General features: G+C 54.8%; 19 protein-coding genes. 6 read left to right on the top strand and 13 right to left on the bottom strand.

Features of this window, described 5'->3' with window-relative positions; genetic code table 11:
- The first annotated feature begins 74 nt into the window (after positions 1-74).
- On the top strand, positions 75-920 hold the full coding sequence (locus tag JJB07_RS06515) for a zinc metalloprotease HtpX (protein WP_201632433.1): 846 nt from the start codon (positions 75-77) through the stop codon (positions 918-920).
- Positions 921-976: 56 nt separating this feature from the next.
- On the opposite strand, the gene JJB07_RS06510 is transcribed toward JJB07_RS06515, so the two are convergent.
- From JJB07_RS06510 to JJB07_RS06500, 3 genes are all read right to left on the bottom strand, one after another.
- Positions 977-1,972, bottom strand: a complete 996-nt coding sequence (locus JJB07_RS06510; RefSeq protein ID WP_201632430.1) for a hypothetical protein — start codon at positions 1,970-1,972, stop codon at positions 977-979.
- A 183-nt stretch (positions 1,973-2,155) separates the two neighbouring features.
- Positions 2,156-2,665 (bottom strand): hypothetical protein, encoded by a 510-nt coding sequence (locus JJB07_RS06505; RefSeq protein WP_201632427.1) that lies wholly within the window; start codon positions 2,663-2,665, stop codon positions 2,156-2,158.
- Complete coding sequence (locus JJB07_RS06500; RefSeq protein WP_201632424.1) at positions 2,662-3,132, bottom strand: hypothetical protein; 471 nt, start codon at positions 3,130-3,132, stop codon at positions 2,662-2,664. The genes JJB07_RS06505 and JJB07_RS06500 overlap by 4 nt, the downstream gene beginning before the upstream one ends.
- A gap of 107 nt (positions 3,133-3,239) precedes the next feature.
- Here JJB07_RS06500 and JJB07_RS06495 point away from each other — a divergent pair, with 107 nt between their 5' ends.
- Positions 3,240-3,866: a hypothetical protein gene (locus JJB07_RS06495; RefSeq protein ID WP_201632421.1), complete on the top strand. Its 627-nt coding sequence runs from the start codon at positions 3,240-3,242 to the stop codon at positions 3,864-3,866.
- 48 nt (positions 3,867-3,914) lie between these two features.
- Here the strand turns inward: JJB07_RS06495 and JJB07_RS06490 are convergent, their stop codons facing one another.
- The 7 genes from JJB07_RS06490 to JJB07_RS06460 all read right to left on the bottom strand — a co-directional run bounded on the left by JJB07_RS06490 (position 3,915) and on the right by JJB07_RS06460 (position 8,553).
- Positions 3,915-4,190 carry a DUF2621 family protein gene (locus JJB07_RS06490; protein ID WP_201632418.1) on the bottom strand — a complete coding sequence of 92 codons (276 nt, stop codon included), beginning with the start codon at positions 4,188-4,190 and terminating at the stop codon, positions 3,915-3,917.
- Between the two features lie 110 nt (positions 4,191-4,300).
- Positions 4,301-4,573, bottom strand: coding sequence for a DUF2621 family protein (locus JJB07_RS06485; protein ID WP_201632415.1), 273 nt, complete (start codon positions 4,571-4,573; stop codon positions 4,301-4,303).
- A gap of 13 nt (positions 4,574-4,586) precedes the next feature.
- A complete protein-coding gene (locus JJB07_RS06480) occupies positions 4,587-4,904 on the bottom strand; it encodes a hypothetical protein (protein WP_201632412.1) in 318 nt (105 codons plus the stop codon).
- Positions 4,905-4,910: 6 nt separating this feature from the next.
- Complete coding sequence (locus JJB07_RS06475) at positions 4,911-5,699, bottom strand: DUF169 domain-containing protein (protein WP_201632409.1); 789 nt, start codon at positions 5,697-5,699, stop codon at positions 4,911-4,913.
- Positions 5,700-5,841: 142 nt separating this feature from the next.
- A complete protein-coding gene (locus tag JJB07_RS06470; RefSeq protein ID WP_201632406.1) occupies positions 5,842-6,801 on the bottom strand; it encodes a FliH/SctL family protein in 960 nt (319 codons plus the stop codon).
- 134 nt (positions 6,802-6,935) lie between these two features.
- Positions 6,936-7,937, bottom strand: coding sequence for an inorganic phosphate transporter (locus tag JJB07_RS06465; protein WP_236587627.1), 1,002 nt, complete (start codon positions 7,935-7,937; stop codon positions 6,936-6,938).
- Complete coding sequence (locus JJB07_RS06460) at positions 7,930-8,553, bottom strand: DUF47 domain-containing protein (RefSeq protein ID WP_201632403.1); 624 nt, start codon at positions 8,551-8,553, stop codon at positions 7,930-7,932. Before JJB07_RS06460 ends, JJB07_RS06465 begins: the two co-directional genes overlap by 8 nt.
- Positions 8,554-8,821: 268 nt before the next feature.
- Between JJB07_RS06460 and JJB07_RS06455 the strand changes: the two genes are divergently transcribed.
- On the top strand, positions 8,822-9,859 hold the full coding sequence (locus JJB07_RS06455) for a M23 family metallopeptidase (protein WP_201632401.1): 1,038 nt from the start codon (positions 8,822-8,824) through the stop codon (positions 9,857-9,859).
- A 52-nt stretch (positions 9,860-9,911) separates the two neighbouring features.
- Here JJB07_RS06455 and JJB07_RS06450 read toward each other — a convergent pair whose 3' ends face one another.
- Positions 9,912-10,232 carry a DUF3905 domain-containing protein gene (locus tag JJB07_RS06450; protein WP_201632398.1) on the bottom strand — a complete coding sequence of 107 codons (321 nt, stop codon included), beginning with the start codon at positions 10,230-10,232 and terminating at the stop codon, positions 9,912-9,914.
- A gap of 133 nt (positions 10,233-10,365) precedes the next feature.
- On the opposite strand from JJB07_RS06450, the gene JJB07_RS06445 reads away from it, so the two are divergent.
- From JJB07_RS06445 to JJB07_RS06435, 3 genes are all read left to right on the top strand, one after another.
- Positions 10,366-11,715 carry a PIG-L family deacetylase gene (locus JJB07_RS06445; protein ID WP_201632395.1) on the top strand — a complete coding sequence of 450 codons (1,350 nt, stop codon included), beginning with the start codon at positions 10,366-10,368 and terminating at the stop codon, positions 11,713-11,715.
- A 216-nt stretch (positions 11,716-11,931) separates the two neighbouring features.
- Entirely contained in the window at positions 11,932-13,218 is a 1,287-nt protein-coding gene (locus JJB07_RS06440; protein ID WP_201632392.1) for a helix-turn-helix domain-containing protein, read from the top strand.
- Positions 13,219-13,332: 114 nt separating this feature from the next.
- A complete protein-coding gene (locus JJB07_RS06435; protein ID WP_201632388.1) occupies positions 13,333-15,549 on the top strand; it encodes an S-layer homology domain-containing protein in 2,217 nt (738 codons plus the stop codon).
- A gap of 40 nt (positions 15,550-15,589) precedes the next feature.
- On the opposite strand, the gene JJB07_RS06430 is transcribed toward JJB07_RS06435, so the two are convergent.
- Entirely contained in the window at positions 15,590-17,998 is a 2,409-nt protein-coding gene (locus JJB07_RS06430; protein ID WP_201632384.1) for a sugar phosphate nucleotidyltransferase, read from the bottom strand.
- Positions 17,995-18,432, bottom strand: a complete 438-nt coding sequence (locus JJB07_RS06425) for a hypothetical protein (RefSeq protein ID WP_201632382.1) — start codon at positions 18,430-18,432, stop codon at positions 17,995-17,997. The genes JJB07_RS06430 and JJB07_RS06425 overlap by 4 nt, the downstream gene beginning before the upstream one ends.
- Positions 18,433-18,439: the final 7 nt, after the last annotated feature.

Here is an 18,439-nt window from a genome sequence, read left to right as displayed (position 1 = left end):
TCCCCGACTCCTGCGTATAACAAGAGGAACACCCTTGTCTCTTGCTCACGTAGAAAAGGAGTTGACTGTCGAACATGAACACCTTGAAGACCTGGTTCCTGATGGCGTTGCTGACAGTGCTGATGGTTCTGATGGGTTCTCTGATTGGCGGACGGGGCGGTGCGATGCTGTTCTTCCTGATTGCGATCGGGATGAACTTTTTCTCCTACTGGTTCTCCGCTTCCATCGCGATTCGCATGACGAGGTCCCGTGAACTGTCCGAGGGAGAAGCCCCGCAACTGTTCCATATGGTTCGCCGACTGACGAACAACGCCGGCTTGCCGATGCCGAAGCTCTACCTCACCCCAAGCCCTCAACCCAACGCCTTCGCCACCGGACGCAACCCGGCGAACTCGGCGGTTGCGGTCACGGAAGGCATCTTGCAGATTCTCACGCCGGAGGAACTCGAGGGCGTCATCGCCCACGAACTGGCCCATATCAAAAACCGCGACGTTCTCATCTCGTCGCTCGCTGCGATCTTCGCAGGGGCGATCACATGGATTTCCGATATTCTGCAATGGGGCATGATCTTCGGCGGTGCTCGTGATGACGAAGACAACCCGCTGGGCATCGTCGGCACGGTCGTCATGATGATCGTAGGTCCGATTGCCGCGCTCTTGATCCAGATGGCGATCTCCCGTTCCCGCGAGTACAAAGCGGACGCCATCGGCGCCCGGATTTGCGGCAACCCGCACGGTCTCGCCAGCGCGCTGGTCAAGCTCGAACAAGCGGCGCACCGCATCCCGCCGATCAACATGAAGCCGACCACCTCGCACCTCATGATCGTCTTCCCGTTCAAAGGCGCGGGCCTCGCTTCCCTCTTCTCCACGCACCCGCCAATTCAACAACGCGTACAACGACTGCGCGAGATGCGCCTCTAAAAGACCCACACCTCTTCGAAAAAACAAGGCAAGCACCTCACGGTGTTTGCCTTGTTTTATTCGTCCAACGATTCATCCGCCTTCGCTACCGAATCTTGAACCTGTTTCTTATAATCAAGCCCAAACTGGTCGGCCTGCCCGTCGTCGTTCGTCAGGGATTGTGCGTTTTGAAGCATAAACTTGGATGCTTTTAACGCTTGAGGATTCTTGGCAAGTTCTTCAGATTGCGTAGGGTCAACGAGAGATTTGGCATACCGTTTCATCCCTTTTTCTGAATCGATTCGTACCGCCACTTCCTTGTTGTCGACCGAACGTCGTTTGATGACCTCGATTTTGTCGGATGCATCCGCTTTTAAACCTTCCGCAACATCCACCAATTGCTTGAACAGCTCGGGTCCGTTCAGTTCTTTTTTGTCTTTGCCCTTCGGTGTGTTGACGCCCCCCGACAAACTGATCGTGACATGAGCGACTTGCTGGATCGTTCGACCCGCTTTTTGTAAAGCAGCGTTGTACATCACGGCCAACTGACTCGGGGCCGTGAAACTGTCGAAATGCCCCAACGCCAGCACGTCCTCCTCTTCATCGTTGATTTTGATTTGAAATCCGACCGCCACACAGGGAGAAACTCCGTCTGTATACAACCCGGCTTCTAATTCTGATTGGCTCGCCACCAAGAACATGCCTTGCGGTACCGGAACGTCCGCTAGTTTGTTGCTTGCTTCCTCCGGTCCCACGAGCTCTTTGAATTCCTTGTATTGGTTTATATAGTCTGCTAAGACGTCATTGGTAAACGAGTCGTCTGCAATGAACTCGGCGACATCTTGATCGGTGATGTCTCGAATCACACCCTTCAACCATTTGTTGAACAGCATGACCTCGACATAGACGAGCTTGTTGCTTTTGATCCCCATGGAAGCCCCGAATTGTTTCGTAAAGTCTTTGTCTGCCATCCTCTGGATCGGACCTTTGGTTTGCAGGGCTTGTTTTCTCTGCAACAATCGAGCGGTGGCTTGATTGCCGATCTTTTTTTGCATCGCCAAAACAGCAGACATTGAAGTGTTCCCACCATATGAGGAACGACCGCTCTCCCGCTTTTCAACTTGTGAAAGTTCAGAACTACTCCGCTGAGGATGGTTGTACATAGGAGCCCCCTACTTGATATAACGTGTTTTTTCTCTCTGTAGTAATTATGCAGTAAAAGTCATTCAAACGCACGTAAAAAAGAGACCTGTCCCTCACCCGGGGGGCATGTCTCTTTTTTCATACAGTCGCGACACCCAGTTGTACATGAAAATCAAGGAAAGGAAGACCAGCAGATACACCGGCACGGAGTACAAGAGTATCCAACCTTTGTAATGGAGCACATGGAACTGCACCGACAGCCACTCATACCAGGTCGAGAACCCCACCCACACGAGAATGTACAGACCTAATTTCCAGCCCCGCACATGCCACTTCTCGTAGAAGTAGCAGTACAGCAACGCCATCTCCGGATACAGCACGAATTGCGCCACGGCATAGGTCGGTTCCAACGCCTGCGAGTCGAGAAAATCGTACACATCGTAAACGCCTGCGAGAACCATATCTGAAGTTTGAGCAAGCAAACCCGAGTACATCACCAACGGAATCCACAACGCAGCGGGAAATCGCTTGGGCAACATCAAGATCACGAGCAACAACACGCCCATCGAAATGACCAGAAACCAATCATTCCCGTCAAACTTCCACGGCACATTCACGTTCATGTCTGAACACCTCGCATGGCGAACCTGCGATAGAATTTCCACACCACCCAAGTCCCGCCCACCACCACAATCCAAGACAGGTTGAACAACCATTGCACAAATACACTTCGAAACGAATACAGCGACGCCCATACTTCAAGAGATTCAACGGCGAGAATGCTCACCACCGCGGCGAGAACATACAACCACTTGGCGCGTCGCGGTACCCACAGCATTTTGTTTAACCAAATCAAGACCAGAAACGGAAACACCAAAACGCTGTCGAGCGTCATCAGCAGTTGCAAGAATTTCGATTGACTTGTGATGATCCATTTTAAATTGACCATCGCGATGACCAAACAAATTTGGCAGAGAAATCCCGAGATAAAAAACGCAACGAGATTCTCCAGCATCGGCAGTGTTTTTTTCATGCGTTGAAATACATACCAAGCTGCCAGGTTCACCAAAGGTATGACGATCCATTTCATACGCGATCCCTCTATTCACGAATCCTCTCCTTCGAATTCTTCCCGTTTCGCATACGGTTTACTCTACGCAAAGCGGGCACACTATCCTCAAAAGGAGGAGGGATGTCATGAAGTTCGCACAACTCTCACGGCTCTTGTTCGCCGCCCTGCTCACCGCGGCCGTCACACTGTCCGGTTGCGGCAAACAAAACGACGTTCACGAGGGAGCCAAGATCCAAGAAGTCCAAAACGAGGGTGTCACGTCCCCTTTGCGCCAAAACGACCTGAAAACTTTCGAAGTGGAGTTGTTCCGCACCCTCTCGGTGCCAACAGCCTCTCAAAAAGACTTCCGCATCCTCGACACCAAAGACACGCCGCTTGGCACTTATGTTCTCTACTCCATTCCGAACAACGACGGCCTCGCCTTCGCCGGACGCCGGGCAAACGGCTCCGTCCACCTCTACCAAGCGCATTGGCCGCTGACCGTCACCGATCCGGCGCAAGACCTCGTCGTCGTCCGCGCCATCCCGCCCAACAGCGGCATCAACAACGGATACGGCGTGCTGGCCGGGCGTGTCTACAACCCGTTTATTGAAACGATTGAAGTCAACTACCGCGATGGCAAAAAGGAACGCCTCGATGTTTCGCACAGCCGAGGTTTCATCCTCGTGCGCCCCGGCTTCGACTCCCGCTTCGTGCAAGTGCGCGGGTTCTCCTTCAACGGCAACCCGTATTGGAACATCGATGCCCGCTGACAAAAAAGAGCACGCCGTTTGTACGAAACGGACGTGCTCTTTTTTCGGTTATGCTTCGACGGAGAACAGTTCCTCGTATTGCGCGAGGTCGTATCCTTTGTCGGTCAGGAATTTTTTCATACGGTCGCGGTCTGCTTCCTTCTTGGCACCGGCGATGATGTAGCCGCGAAGGACGTCTTCGTCCTCCACCGTACTGTGGTTCGCTTTTTGAGCTTCCGCGAAAATTTGTTTCTCGATCATCTTCTTCGCCATCGGGCGTACCATGAACGGGATCGGGCTGAGAAGTTCGTCGAGCAGTTCCTTTGAAGTTTTCGTATATTCCACGTTGTCTTTCCTCCTGGATGCTAGGTTTCTCTCTTAGTGTACCCAATCTCGTCCAGAAAAAAAAGAGCACAAACCGATTCCGGCTGTGCTCTTTGTCAGAACCTATGAAATTACGCTTGCACGAAGAGGTCGTCGAACTTCGAAACGTCCTCGATTTTCCCGTTGAGCGAAGATTTGATCTTCTCCGGCTCGTTGCCGCGGGAGAGACCGACGATGATGTAACCTCGCACCACGTCATCGATTTGCGCTTGTTCGTGACCTGCTTTTTTCGCTTCTTCCACGACTTTGCCTTCGATCATTTTCTTGGCAAGCGGTCGCATCAAGAACGGGAACGGGGCCACCAGATCATCCAACAGAGACTTTGCATTTGCTTCAAATTTCATTCTACTTCTCCTCCTACTCCGTTTTCGCTTGTAGGAGCTCCTCGACGATGATCTGAAACACTCCGCCTCGACTGACTTTGCCGGAGCGAGTCACCATCTTGCGTTCGGTCAACACGCCGACCGCCGTAACCGATTGACCTTCGGCCAACCCTTCCGGCACAGTCAGCCCGAGGTGGAGAAACAGCTCTTGCACGTGGTTGCCTTCCAACACCTGCAACGGCTCATGCGGACAGAACTTCGCGAGGTAGATCTCCCGTTTTTCTTCAAAGCTGTTATACGGAAATGGGTCGGTGAGCAGGATGCCTTCGACGTGCACCTTCGTCTGATTCATACAAAGTCACCCTTTCGGTGTTTGTTCTTGAAACAGCTCCATCAGTTTCTCGTAGGTGGCCGGGAACTCCGCTTCGTAGCGCAGGAAGTGCGGAATCGGGTAGCGAATGCCGCCCTTGTGCGTGCCAAGCAAACCCTCCGATAGCTCCGCCATGCGCGCGAACGGCATTGTGAACGCCATCTCGTGGTCTTGGGTCTGTCCAAACAAACGATCTCCGTAGCAGGGCAAGATCACTTGCGGCTCGCCGGTCTGTTGGGTTTTGATCACGATGTCTGCACAATCGGCCCGTGCCGAGAATGTCGACGGGATCGAACCTCCGCGCTTGTATTGCGCCGCTGCGACCAGACGCATCACTTGCGCCGAATTGCCGTACACCAGCACCGTATCCGGTTCAAACGGCAAACGGCCGAGCGGTCCCACGACGATCGTGCCGCTCTCCTCTGCGGTGAACTTCGGCACATCGGCTTCCGTGAGCCGACCTGCTTCCGGCGTATCAACGTACATGCCGCAAGCGAGGGCGCCCTCTTCGTAGTACGGCAATACCGGTTCAAAGCCGAACGCGGTCAACGCAATGGGACAGGACAAGTCCTCGGCGCTCATTGCGATCGTCCAACCGTACCGTCTCGCCATGGAAATCCCTTGGCAGATCGTGATGCGATTCCCCAAGTCACGCAACGGCCGTTTCACTTTGGCCGGAATCGCCGCATCGTCTTGGAAGACTTTGACGCCTAACGGGAAACTGTCGGTGCGTACGTAGAGATCCAACTCCTCCGCATACTGTTTAAGCAGGTTCATGTTGAAGGTCCCCTTCCGAAACTCTAAGTTGTATAAGAGTTAAGTTCGATTTGTGTTGGTGATTTTCCTGTTTACGAACAAAAAAAAGTGACACGCAGGGAAAATTCCCTGCGCGTCACTTTTTATACGGTCCACCGTTTGATTAGAACTGCCGGCCGTTCATTTGGGAAGTCATTTGGTTCATGACGTTTTGGTTGACGGTGTCGTATTGGTTGCTGCCGGTGTACATCGCTTGCGGGTACACATCGGTGCGACCTTGAGCGTCACGAATGCCTGCGTCTGCGTTCATCACTTGGTTGAACGTGCCGCCGCCGCTCATCATCATCGTGGATTGGCCGTAACCGCCGCCGAAACCGCCTTGTTGTTGGCGAGTGTTGTAGTTGTTCAGTTGCGGGTTTGCCATCATGCCGCCTTGCATCGTGGATTGATGGATGCGCTCAACATAGGCGTTTTCCGGTTGGGACGGTTGGCCGTTGTAGAGAGACGCTTGGTGGATGCGGTCGAGTTGTTGCTGGGAGACGCCTTGTTGCAGACCTTGGCTGTAGCCTTGGTTGTAACCTTGGGTCATGGTGTTGAAGCCTTGACCTTGGTTGAAGCTTTGGCTGTACCCTTGGTTGTAGTTGTTCAATTGCGGAGCAGCCATCGTGCCGTTTTGCATCGTGGATTGATGGATGCGCTCTACATAAGCGTTTTCCGGTTGGGACGGTTGGCCACCGTACAGAGACGCTTGGTGGATGCGGTCGAGTTGTTGCTGGGAAACGCTTTGTTGGAAGCCGCCTTGGTTGTAGGCTTGGTTGAAACCTTGGTTGGAGCCTTGGTTCATCATCGTGTTGTAGCCTTGTTGGTTGCTATACCCTTGGGAGCCGCTGTAGTTGTTCAGTTGCGGATTCGCCATGGTGCCGTTCATCATCGAAGCTTGGTGGATGCGGCCGTTGTCTTGATGTTGCGCGCCGCCATACAGGGAAGCTTGATGGATGCGATCTACTTGTTGTTGGGAATAGCCTTGTTGCAGACCTTGGTTGTAGCTTTGGTTGTAGTTGTTGAACTGCGGACGAGCGAATTGCGAGCCCATTTGTTGATTGCCAAATTGTTGGTTCATCATGTTGTCCTTGGTCCCTCCAAATATGTAGCGCATTTTGTACTTCTACACAAAGCCTAGTATGGGATTTTCATGCACCCCGTATGCAGGATAAAACAAAAAAAACCTCCGTCCCATGACGAAGGTTTTTTCACCTACTAGAAAAAGATGCTGAGCACCCAGTACACGAGCGCTGCAAGCACAGCGGTAAGCGGCAGAGTGATGATCCAAGTCATAACGATCCGCCCGGCTACGTCCCACTTTACTTTGTTGAACCCTTTGGCAGCGCCGACGCCCATAATCGCCGACGAAATGACGTGCGTCGTCGAAACCGGCAGTTTTAAGTACGTGGCACCGCCGATGACGATCGCAGACGTCACGTCAGCTGCGAAACCGTTCACCGGCTGCATCTTCATAATTCCCCGCCCGACGGTGCGAATGATGCGCATCCCGCCGGAAGCAGTTCCGAGCGCCATCGCAGCTGCCGCCGCAAACTTAACCCAAAGCGGAATGTCCATCGTGTCTTGGAACCCGCCCGCCACGAGAGCGAACGTGATGATCCCCATCGCTTTCTGTGCGTCGTTGGTTCCGTGCAGATAGGCTTGGAACGCAGCAGAGAGCACTTGGAACGCGCGGAAATTGCGCGTCATCTTGGCCGGAGCAAAGTTCTTGAACAGCCAGAGAAAGGCCAGCATGATGATGAAACCGAGCACGAGAGCAATGATCGGAGAAAGTACCAATGACTTCAAGATCGAAATGAAACCGCCGTAGTTGATCTGTGAAAAACCGGCCGATGCGATAACCGCACCTGTCAGTGAACCGATCAAGGCATGCGACGAGGAGGACGGAATTCCGTACCACCATGTGATCAAGTTCCAGATGATCGCCGACACCATCGCAGCGACGACAATCCACATGCCGTTGGAGAGCTGCGCCGGGTCCGCGATGCCTTTGCCGATCGTTTTGGCGACGCCCGTAAACGACAGTGCGCCAAGCAAGTTCATCGAGGCAGCCAACAAGATGGCGATTTTCGGGCTCATCGCTTTGGTCGAAATCGAAGTCGCGATTGCGTTCGCTGTGTCGTGGAAGCCGTTGATGTAGTCAAACCCCAGTGCCAAGACCACCACGGCGATGATCAGGTACATGCCGGTGTCATGCATTTTTCAAGACGACCCCTTCCACCAAGTTCGATACGTCCTCACAGAAGTCCACGCCGTCTTCGAGCTTCTCGTAGATTTCCTTCCATTTGATCACATAGATCGGGGAGTGCGTTTCGTCGTTCAGGAGGCGTGCCACCGCGTGGCGGTAGATCTGGTCCGATTCCATCTCCCATTTCTTCACGCGCTTCGCCGATTCTTGGATACGGTCGTACTTCAGTTCGCGCAACATGTGGATCAATTTGACCAACTCGTCGCTCGCGCCTTCCATCGCTTTGGACAGCGCAATCATTTCCGGCGTCGGTTTGCCGATGCGGTACAGCACGCAGCGGTCGGCTACCCCGGTGATGATGTCGAGAATCTCGTCGAGCGTAAACGCCAGCGCCGAGATGTCCTCGCGCTCGATCGGCGTTACGAAGGTGGAGTTCAATTTCTCCATGATCTGACGGGTGATCGCATCGCCTTTATGTTCAATATCTTGGATGCCGTCAAATTTAGCTTCCACATTGGTGTAGTTCTCCATCAATTCTACAAACAACTTCGCTCCGCGTTGCAGGTTGTCCACTTCTTGCTCCAACAAGTCAAAAAACACGTCGTTCTTCGGTCCCAAACGCAGCATATCAAGGGTCCTCCTTGGATGATCGAGATTGATTACCAGACGAAAACTGTAAAGGTTATGTAGGGATTCCATGTACGAACCCTTACCCATTATTATCGTTCCCCGGACATCTGACAATAGCCCAACTTCGACAAAATACCTCTTTTTACACAATCTTAACAATTAGCGAGATCGTCTTCCACATTTTCTCTGGGACGACAACGAAAGCGACGGGCACACTAGCGCTAACAATCCCCAGAGGGATTCCAAGCTGATGAGGTGAGTGCAGATGAACCAATGGCTGAAAGGCCGGTTGTGGATGCCGCTGTTCTTGACGCTTGCCCTCCTCCCACCCCTTCCGGCAAAAGCGTCCCAGCCGGACACAGCTGAGGGAGGAGAGGACCTGCCCGTTCTGACGCAGCCGCAAGAAGAATTGCCGGTCCTGTACAAAGTCGAGAAACAAACCCGTGTGCCGTGGTACTTTCTCGCGGCCGTCAATCAATACGAGATGGGTATTCATTGGCAGAAGAACCGCCAGAATCCCAACCCCTCGACCATCAAAATCGAAGTACCCGTCGACAAATGGCGCGGCCCCGTCAACCCGCAGATGGAAGACAACAATCCGATGACGATCAAACTGTTCGGCGGCATCGGACTGGACGGCAACGGGGACAAAAAAGCCGACCGGACCGACCCGGTCGACGAACTGTTCACGATGGCGAAGTTTCTCGGACGCGACGGTTCAGATGAAGAGTCTGTGCGCCGCGCGCTCTGGGACTATTACCAAGACGGGACGGTCGTCGACCGCATCACCGGATTCGCCCACATCTTCCAATCGGAAGGCACGCTTGAGATCAAAGGCAACTCGTTTCCCATCCCCTTGCGCTACAACTATTCGTATCGCTCGACATGGGGAGATGCCCGCGGTTGGGGCGGCCGTCGTTCGCATGAAGGCTGCGATATTTTTGCCAACACCGGCACGCCGGTACTGTCCACGGCATACGGCGTCGTAGAAGTCGCGGGTTGGAACAAATTTGGCGGATGGCGCATCGGGATTCGCGACTTGAACAACGTGTATCACTACTATGCACATCTCAGCGGATTTGAAAAAGGGATGAAGCGCGGGTCGCTCGTCAAACCGGGCCAAGTGATCGGCTATGTAGGCTCCTCCGGATACGGCCGTCCGGGCACGTCCGGCAAGTTTGCGCCGCACTTGCACTATGGGATGTACCGCGACACCGGGGCTCGTGAATGGGCGTTCGATCCGACTCCGCACCTGCGCAAGTGGGAACGCGAAGACAGGACCGCCAAGAAGAAAAAGAAATGAGCGGCACAAAAAAACAGCCACGCGATCTGAGATCGACGTGGCTGTTTTTTGCTTACTTGTTCACGTTGTTGGAGTCCCCGTAATACAGTTCGTCATCCCCGTTGTTCATCGACGTATCGTGCGTGGGATGCATGAAGGGAGCCGCGACCGGATTGCGCTGACCCGCCAACCGCTCCAAGTTCTCACGGCGTGTCGTGCCCAGGTCATGGTCATTGTCGACATACTGATCACCGGACAGAATCGACGGATCGGTGTCTTTGCTCCAGTTGTCTAGCGGCGTATTGCGCCACGGTGCGTTCAAGGCGTTGTCATCCACAGAACGCAATTTGCGCTCTCGGCGTTCGCTTACCTGCTTGTCGTTTTGCTCTGCCATAGATGCCTCACCTCCTCTCGGTAGTCTCCCCGCGTCGCCATTCTGTTAGTACGGGAATAAGCGGGAGCGCTTTTTCAAAAACTGATGGATACACGATCTACCGACATTCGAAACGAGTGGGAGGGATGGAACTGTGCAAGCAGGCAAGGGATGGCGCGCAGGACTTTTGGCAACGATGCTGCTCGGCGGAATGCTGCTGGTTCCACCGCAAACCACGCAAGCGGCAGACCTCATGAGGAACATGGCCGACGCAAACCACGTCTTGCAACAAGCACCGCCGAAGCGTTTGCTCGTGATCGCCCCTCATCCGGACGACGCCTCGCTGGCCGCCGTGGCGATGATTCGCCAAACACAGAACAGCGGCGGACAAGTCCGAATCGTCGTGATGACCAACGGAGACGGATTCCGAGGGGCGGCCGCTCAATTATTCGGAATCAAACACCCCGACGGAGCAGACATGCGGCGTTTGGGAGAAATTCGTCAACGAGAAGAACTGCAAGCGGCGGCCCGCATGGGGTTGAGCCAACGAGATGTGACGTTTCTCGGCTATCCGGACGCCGGCCTGCATCGGCTGTGGCTCACGTATTGGAACCCGACGAAACCCTTTCAAGCGATGAACGGTTCGAGCGCCGTCCCCTATCTGAACGCCTACCACCCCCACGCTCCCTATTGCGGGCTTTCCGTTGTAAACGACTTGCGCAAACTGCTGGACGAATACCGCCCGACCGATGTGCTCTACCCGGACCCGCATGATGTGCATCGCGATCATTGGGCAACTTCGGCTTTTACCCAATACGCATTGACGGCCGAGGCGGACGACCTCAAACCGCGCGAGTGGAATTATCTCATCCATTATCCCGAGTTTCCCGACCCGCGCCGGTACCGCCCGAACGCCCCGCTGACCCACCCGTCCCATCTGACAGACGTCGGAGTGGCGTGGTTGTCCTTGCCGCTCTCCAAGCAAGTCGAAACGGACAAACATGCTGCGATCTTGGCGCACACCTCGCAGATTCACATGATGAAAAATTTATTGGAGTCGTTCGTGCGCACCAACGATCTCCTCTCTATCTACTCGGTTCCGACGTTCCCGCAACGGACGTTGCAACGAATCGAACTCGACGACATCGGCGACCAAAAAGCTCCGCTGCACGCCCGCTCCGCCGATATCCGCGAAGTGCTGGCGGCCGCGCATGCAGACACCGTTCAGATCGCCATCCAAACGGCCGACACCCTGCGTCCCGAAGATGAATGTAAGCTGTACTTACGGATACCGGAGCGTGGTGAACTCCTTGAGCTGAGCGATCAAAATAAGTACCACTTACAAACGCTCGGTGTCACATGGTCGAAACACGGCAATCAAGCTCTCTGCACGTTGCCGCGCACCTTGTTCCACGGGGCCAAAACCGTCCTGATCTCCACGGAACTTACTTGTAATGGACAACGCGCCGACAACACCGCTTGGCGACGGTTCCATCTCTCCTGACCGTCATTCTCTACAAAAAAAGCCCGTAACAGCGGGCTTTTTTTAATTTACCAAATATAACCATTCATTACTATCCACCATAATTGAAGCTTCATTGAATCTCTTATTCAGCTTACATTATAAAAAGTTTGAACAAAATCTTGATCACCTCTTTATTCTCCTCCCCTAAAGTAGTAAAATGTTGTCTAGAAATCATCTAAACTTGGAGGAATATTAATGTCTCTCGGTCAAAAAATTCGTGAATTGCGTGTCGCCAAGGGACTTACCCAAAGCGACCTCGGGTCTGGTTTGGTTACACCCAGCATGATCTCGCAAATTGAGTCAGACAAAGCCAACCCGTCCTATAAAGTCCTTGAAGCGATTGCTGAAAAGCTGGAGACCCCGTTGGAACACTTTTTGGCTGATATCCAGACTCAACTTGAGCAGACATCTGCGCACAAAGTCGCAAAAGCCCTGCTGTCTTCCCGCAATTACGAGCGGGCAACCGGACTGCTTGAGTCTTTGCTGGAGAAGCCCTCTCCCAACCTCAACTTGATCGACGTCAAGACCGATCTCGGGGACTGTTACATGAACCTCAACCAGTATGAACAGGCGATCGTCGAGTTTGAGGAAGTCTTGGAGATTGCCAAGGAGAAGTTCAACTACCCGGCCCTGCTCGCCGCCCTGAACAAACTCGGCGTCATCGAGCAGAAACGTCAGAAGTACCACCGTGCGATCTATCATTGGCGCAAAGCGTTCGAACTGTTTGACGAATTGCCGCACAGTGAGCCGTACCTGCAATCGCAGATTCTCACCAACCTCGGCACCATCCACTATCAACTCGGCGAGTTCAAAGATGCGCTGAGCTACTACGACACCGCCTACAAGTTCCTCTCCAAGAGCAATCACTTTGAACAGATCGGCTTCACCTATCTCGGTCTTGGCCTCTCGTATAAGAAAATTCAAGAATTTGAAAAAGCGGCGGAATACTCGCAGTACGCCATCGCCATCTTCGAGTCGCTCAAGAACATGAAGCTCGCCATCGACGTCAAGCGCAACTACGGCATCCTCAAGTGTGAGGAAGGTCGCACCGAAGAAGCGATGAACTTGTTCAACAACTGTCTCGAAGAGTATGCCCGTCACAACTATTTCACCGAAGCGGCGACCGTCTACGGGGAGATCGCACGCCTGCACCTCAAGGAGCGCCAATTCGATCTCTGCCGCGAAGCTTGTCAGCAAGCTCTGGAAAGTCTCGTCGCCGATTCCCGAGAGACGGCACCGATCCTTCGGACGCTTGCCATCGCAGAGGAAGAGTGCGGCAATCTCGAACTTGCCGTCCTGAACATGGAGCGTGCCCGCGATCTGTTCGCCCATCACCACCTGCTCAACGAACTGGCGGAAACCTACTCGCTGCTGGGTGACCTCTACCAGAAGCAAGGTGACTTCCAACGCGCCAACGTTTGCTTGCAAGAGATGAAAAAAGCACTGACCGACAACCTCAAGGAACGTGGGATCATTCTCTGATTGTCTCCACATCTTTTGAATTATTTAGAAAAAAGTGTAACTAATTCCCATTTGGACTCGTCTATGTCATAGAGAAGAGTCCATTTTTTATTGTCTGAGAGGGGTTATTCGTACATGTTTAGGAAACACCGCTTACATAAAGTGACCTGCACTCTGCTCGCTTGCACGTTGCTTGGCAGCCCGATGATGATCGGCAAACTTCCGGCCGCCTACGCAGAATCCACAGTGGCAACTCACGCCGCCGCTCCGGCCGTTTCTAAGGAACAAGCGGTCGAGACGGCGCGCACCGTGATGAAACTGACTCAAGATTCGTGGAAACTCTCCACGTTCGAATACCGTTCCAACGCATCCGACAAGTGGGGCAACGCGAACGGACCACGCTGGCAACTGGAATTCACCCCCGTTGATCCCAATACCCACACGGCGTACTCCGTCGTCATCGACGGCAAAACCGGACAGATGATCGGCATGAATTTTTATAACAAAATGGACCCGCAAGCGGGCGATGCTACACAGGAGCAAGCTCGGAAAGCAGGCGAAGCGTTTCTCGCACAAGTCGCACCCGACGAACTGAAACAGGCAGAACTGACCACCTCGGAGGTCAACTCGATGGGCGCGTCCAAATCCTTCAACTTCACCTACGTGCGCAAAACGGCCGACGGCGTCTACGTGCTCGGGGACCGCATCTCCCTCACCATGGCGGGGAACGGCAACCTCATCTCCTATGAAATTCATTGGTCAAACGCCGACTTCCCGAAACCGAACGGCACCGTCTCGGTGGCGGACGCAAACAAGTCGTACGCAGACGCGCTCGGCTTGCGACTGATGTATCAACAGCAATACCGCACCGCCACTCCGACGATGAGCCTCGTCTATGGCACCGACTTCTCGCAGAACTTCATGTTCCCGGAGCCCCTGACCCCGTACTTGATTGACGCCAAGTCGGGCAAAGCAATCAACCGCAACGGGGACGAACGCAAACCGACCTCGACCGTCCAGAAACCGATCGTTGAAAACGGCCCGACGGCACCGACGCCGCGCAACACGCCGCTGACCCAAGAGGAAGCTGAAGACCTGCTCCTCTCGTCCGGCCTGCTTCACCAAGGGGATCAACTTCAAGACCCGAGCTACCAAGAAAGTTCCCCGACCAACAAAACCTGGAGCTTCTCCGTCTCCGCCAACGGGTCGAAAAAACCCACCGGCAACGTGTTCCTCGACGCACTGACAGGCGAAGTGATCTCCTACAACACGTTCAGCGTATCTTCAACGTCGTCTGAACCAGCGATGACCTCAGACGCCATCACGCAAAAAGCGATGAACCTCGTGAAAAAACTCTACCCCGGTCGCATGGGCCTGTTCTCCTATGTAACGACCGCCACCCTGCCCAACTCCATGAAAGGCAGCGACGGCGAATCGACCGGCGTCTCCTTCACCTATCTCAAAAACGGAGTCCCGTCGCAGTACGGTCTCCAGATCATCTTCGACCGCGACGGCAACGTGACGAACTTCTACGGGCAGCCGTTTGAGTTGCTGACTTCGGACAAAACGGACTACCCCGACCCGTCCAAAGCCATAACGCTCGAACAAGCGACGAGCACATACATCCAAAAACGCCCGCTCCGCCTCTCCTACTACTTCCCGATCTTGGCGGACGGCACGCAATCGACCCAACCGATGCTGGTCTGGGCTCCCAAAGACAATGACTACCCGATTCCGTACGTCGATGCTCTCACCAACGAATACATCGACACCGATCTCAGCCAAGTCAAACCGTCCGCTCAACCGACCGACATCAAAGACCATTGGGCGGAAAAAGCGCTCACCCAGTTCGCGGATCGCGGCCTGCTCGACATCCAAGACGGCAAAGCCTACCCGAACAACGAAATCTCCCGTGCCGAGTACATCCGCTTGCTGACCAACTTCCGCGTCGGACTCTCCACGACCGACAAGCCGACGTTCGAAGACGTGCCCACGAATTCCAAGTACTTCAACTCCATTGAGACCGCCGTGTTCCTCGGCTGGATTGCCAAGGACAAAACGTTCCGTCCCGACGACAAGATCTCACGCCAAGAAGCGGCCTCCATCCTCACCCGCGTCCTCGGCTACCAAGACCTCGCCAAGCACACCGAAATCTTCGCTCTGCCTTACAGCGACGGCGGGCAAGTGGCATCGTATGCGAAAGGTTCGGTTGCCATCTTGACCGGGCTTGGCGTGATGACTGGCTCGGCGAACGAATTCCGCCCGACCGGCGACATCACGCTCGCCGAAGCCTGCACCGCCATCCTCAAACTGAGTTCGATCACCACCAACTTCCCGCCGTACGTCAAATAAAAAAAGCGTGTGCCGCCTGAGGCGGTACACGCTTCTTTTTCTACACCTGATAGTCCCGAATCTTCACGGCGAATGCATCGGCGAGTTCTTCCGCTTTTTGCTTCGTCACGCCCTGTGCGTAGACTTGGAACATCGGACCGTCCGAGTCGGGCAAGATCAGCGTCCAGCCCCCTTCGGTGAACACTTTGATTCCATCGAGCAGTTCGACCGTTTCGCCCTTGGTCTCTTCGATCAAGAGGCGCATCACTTTGCCTTTCTCCTCCCACGGGCAGGGCACTTCACAGCGCAAGATGTGGAAGTGCGGGATGCCGTCGAGCAATTCGGAGAGGGCGAGACCGCTTTTCGCCATGGCGCTCATCACGCGGACGAGGGTGTAGAGGGCGTCGAACAGCATCGGGAAGGGCTCCGCTTGCATCGGCTCCATCAGCGAACGCGGGTTGGCTTTCGTGCGCACGACCGCGCCGCCAAACTGTTCGGCCAGCAATTCGACGATCGTCGGGGCCGTCACCGGCACGGCGACTTGGTTTCGCCCGGAAGAGAAATGGACGAGCACTTGCAAAGCCAACAGCAGATCGTCTTCGATCATCGTCCCTTTTTCCGTCACCAACGCCATTCGCTCTCCGTTGCTCCCCAGGCGCACGCCGATATGAGAGTGCCCGCCCGCAACCAGGGCTTGCAACTCGCCCTGTGCCGACAGCGCCGACTCCAAGACCTGCACCGTACACCCGAGCTCTCGGAGCATCTGCAAAACGACATCGTTGTGCGACAGGGAATCGAATTGGACCACGATGCGGAACGATTCGCGTTGGATCGCTTCACGGTCGACCTGTCGAAGCAAATCGGCCACGTACTCCTCCCGTATGTACTTGTAGTGCTCCTCGTGCCCGATATGCCGGGAGTTGGCGCGCCGGAAGTCCTCTTGGTAGAAGGCATTCTCAATTTTGCGCTCCAGACCTTTGTCGAGGTTCAACCCCATCGCGTCGACGAACTCGATCAGCAGCCGGTCGTCGCCCGGGTCGCCGATCCGGCGCACATGCACCCCGCCCTGCACTTCGCGCATCCGAACGGCATAGCGCAACATCGGAGTCGTGCCGGAGCCTCCATCGACCGTATGCAAGCCCGCACTGTGCAACCCGGCGGCAAACGCCCGCTTGATGAGGCACGAGAACGGGTCTTCGTCACAAGAAATCGCAATGCGAGCGCCAAACGGCAAAGCCGCCCCGTACGCGGACGCCAATTTGCCTGCAAAATCGGGCGTCATGTCCACGTTGCAGATGCCCTGCACGCCGAGCATCCCGAACAGATGTCTCTCCAATTTCTCGCCCCAGATCAGGGAGGTGTGTGCAGTTACGCCCTCTTGCACGCGTTTTTTCGGCCAGAGCTTCACTTGGGGTTTGACGACCGCTTTGGCCCCGATGGAGCAAGCGTCTCCGATCACCGCGCCTTCGAAGCAGGCGGCATGCGTCTCCAAGCAGGTTTGCGAGCAGAGGGTGGCACCCCGCAGCTCGACGCCTTCGCCGACGTAGTTGTGATTCCAGATCACTGTGCGCTTCAGCGACGCTCCGCTTTGCAAGATGTTGCCCTCGCCGATCACCGTGTACGGTCCAATCGTGACGCCCTCTCCGATGACCGTCTCGCGTCCGATGTAGCACGGTTCTTCCAGCACGACGTCGTCTGCCATTCGCACGCCTTGCCCGATCCAGACGCGCGGTGCGACCCGCTGACCGTGGATGTCTACATGCACGCGGCCTTCCAGCATATCAAACTGCGTCTGGCGGTACTGCGCCAAATTTCCGATATCCGACCAATACCCGTCCGCCACGTAGCCGTACAGATCGTGCCCGTTGTTCATCAGATGCGGGAACAGGTCTTTGCTGAAATCAAACTCTTGGGAATCGGGGATAAAGTCCAGAATCTCTCGTTCGAAGATATAAATGCCGGTGTTCACCGTATCGCTGAACACTTCTCCCCAAGACGGCTTTTCCAAAAAGCGCACGATACGACCGTCCGGCTCCGTGATTGCGACGCCATACTCCAACGGGGTCTCCACGCGGGTGAGAACGATCGTCGCCAGCGACCCTTTTTCCTTGTGATAACGAATCGCGTCGAGCAAGTGAAAATCGGTCAGCGCATCTCCCGAGATGACGACGAACGTTTCGTCGAGAAACGCCGCGGCGTTTTTGACCGAACCGGCCGTGCCAAGCGGCGAAGTCTCCTCGAAGTAGCGCATCCGCACGCCATGCTCGTGCCCGTCTCCAAAATAATTGCGAATCGAATCGGGCATGTACTGCAACGTGACTCCAATGTCTTGAATACCCGTTCGACGCAGCAGATCGAGGGTGTACGCCATGCAGGGTCGCCCCAGCAAGGGCACCATCGGTTTCGGTTTGTTGCAGGTGAGCGGTCTGAGTCTGCTGCCCTTCCCACCGGCCAAAATGACTGCTTTCATCCGTTTACCTCCATAGGTGACAAAAGTCTCTGTCGGAGCGCTTCGGACGGTACGCAGATGGGTAAACTTGCCTTTTGGGCGAGCATGGCCACCGCTTCTGCAACTTCTTCGTCCTGTGCCACCAACAGTTCAAACCTGCCGTACGCGGTCAGCACCCGACTCCCCATCGCGGCCAACCAAATGTTGAGAACTGCCTCGCTTTGCCTCGGCGTCAAGAGCTCCTGGTCCGGGAGTTCCACTTGATGGAGATACAGGGAACCAATGCCCCGCCAACTTTGTGAAAGGGAACGCACGCAGGTGATGACATGCACGTTCCGGCCCGTGCGAGCGAACTCCAGCGCGACGTCCTCGGCGCTTTGCGTCCACTCGTATGCGAACAGCAACACCCGTCCCAAACGCTTGCGTCGAAACGTCACACCGTCTCCTCGCTTCATGTCTGTT

The organism is Tumebacillus amylolyticus (genome assembly GCF_016722965.1).
GTDB lineage: Bacteria > Bacillota > Bacilli > Tumebacillales > Tumebacillaceae > Tumebacillus > Tumebacillus amylolyticus.
Note: the sequence above shows the minus strand (reverse complement) of the source record. Positions and strands in the feature narration are given on the sequence as shown.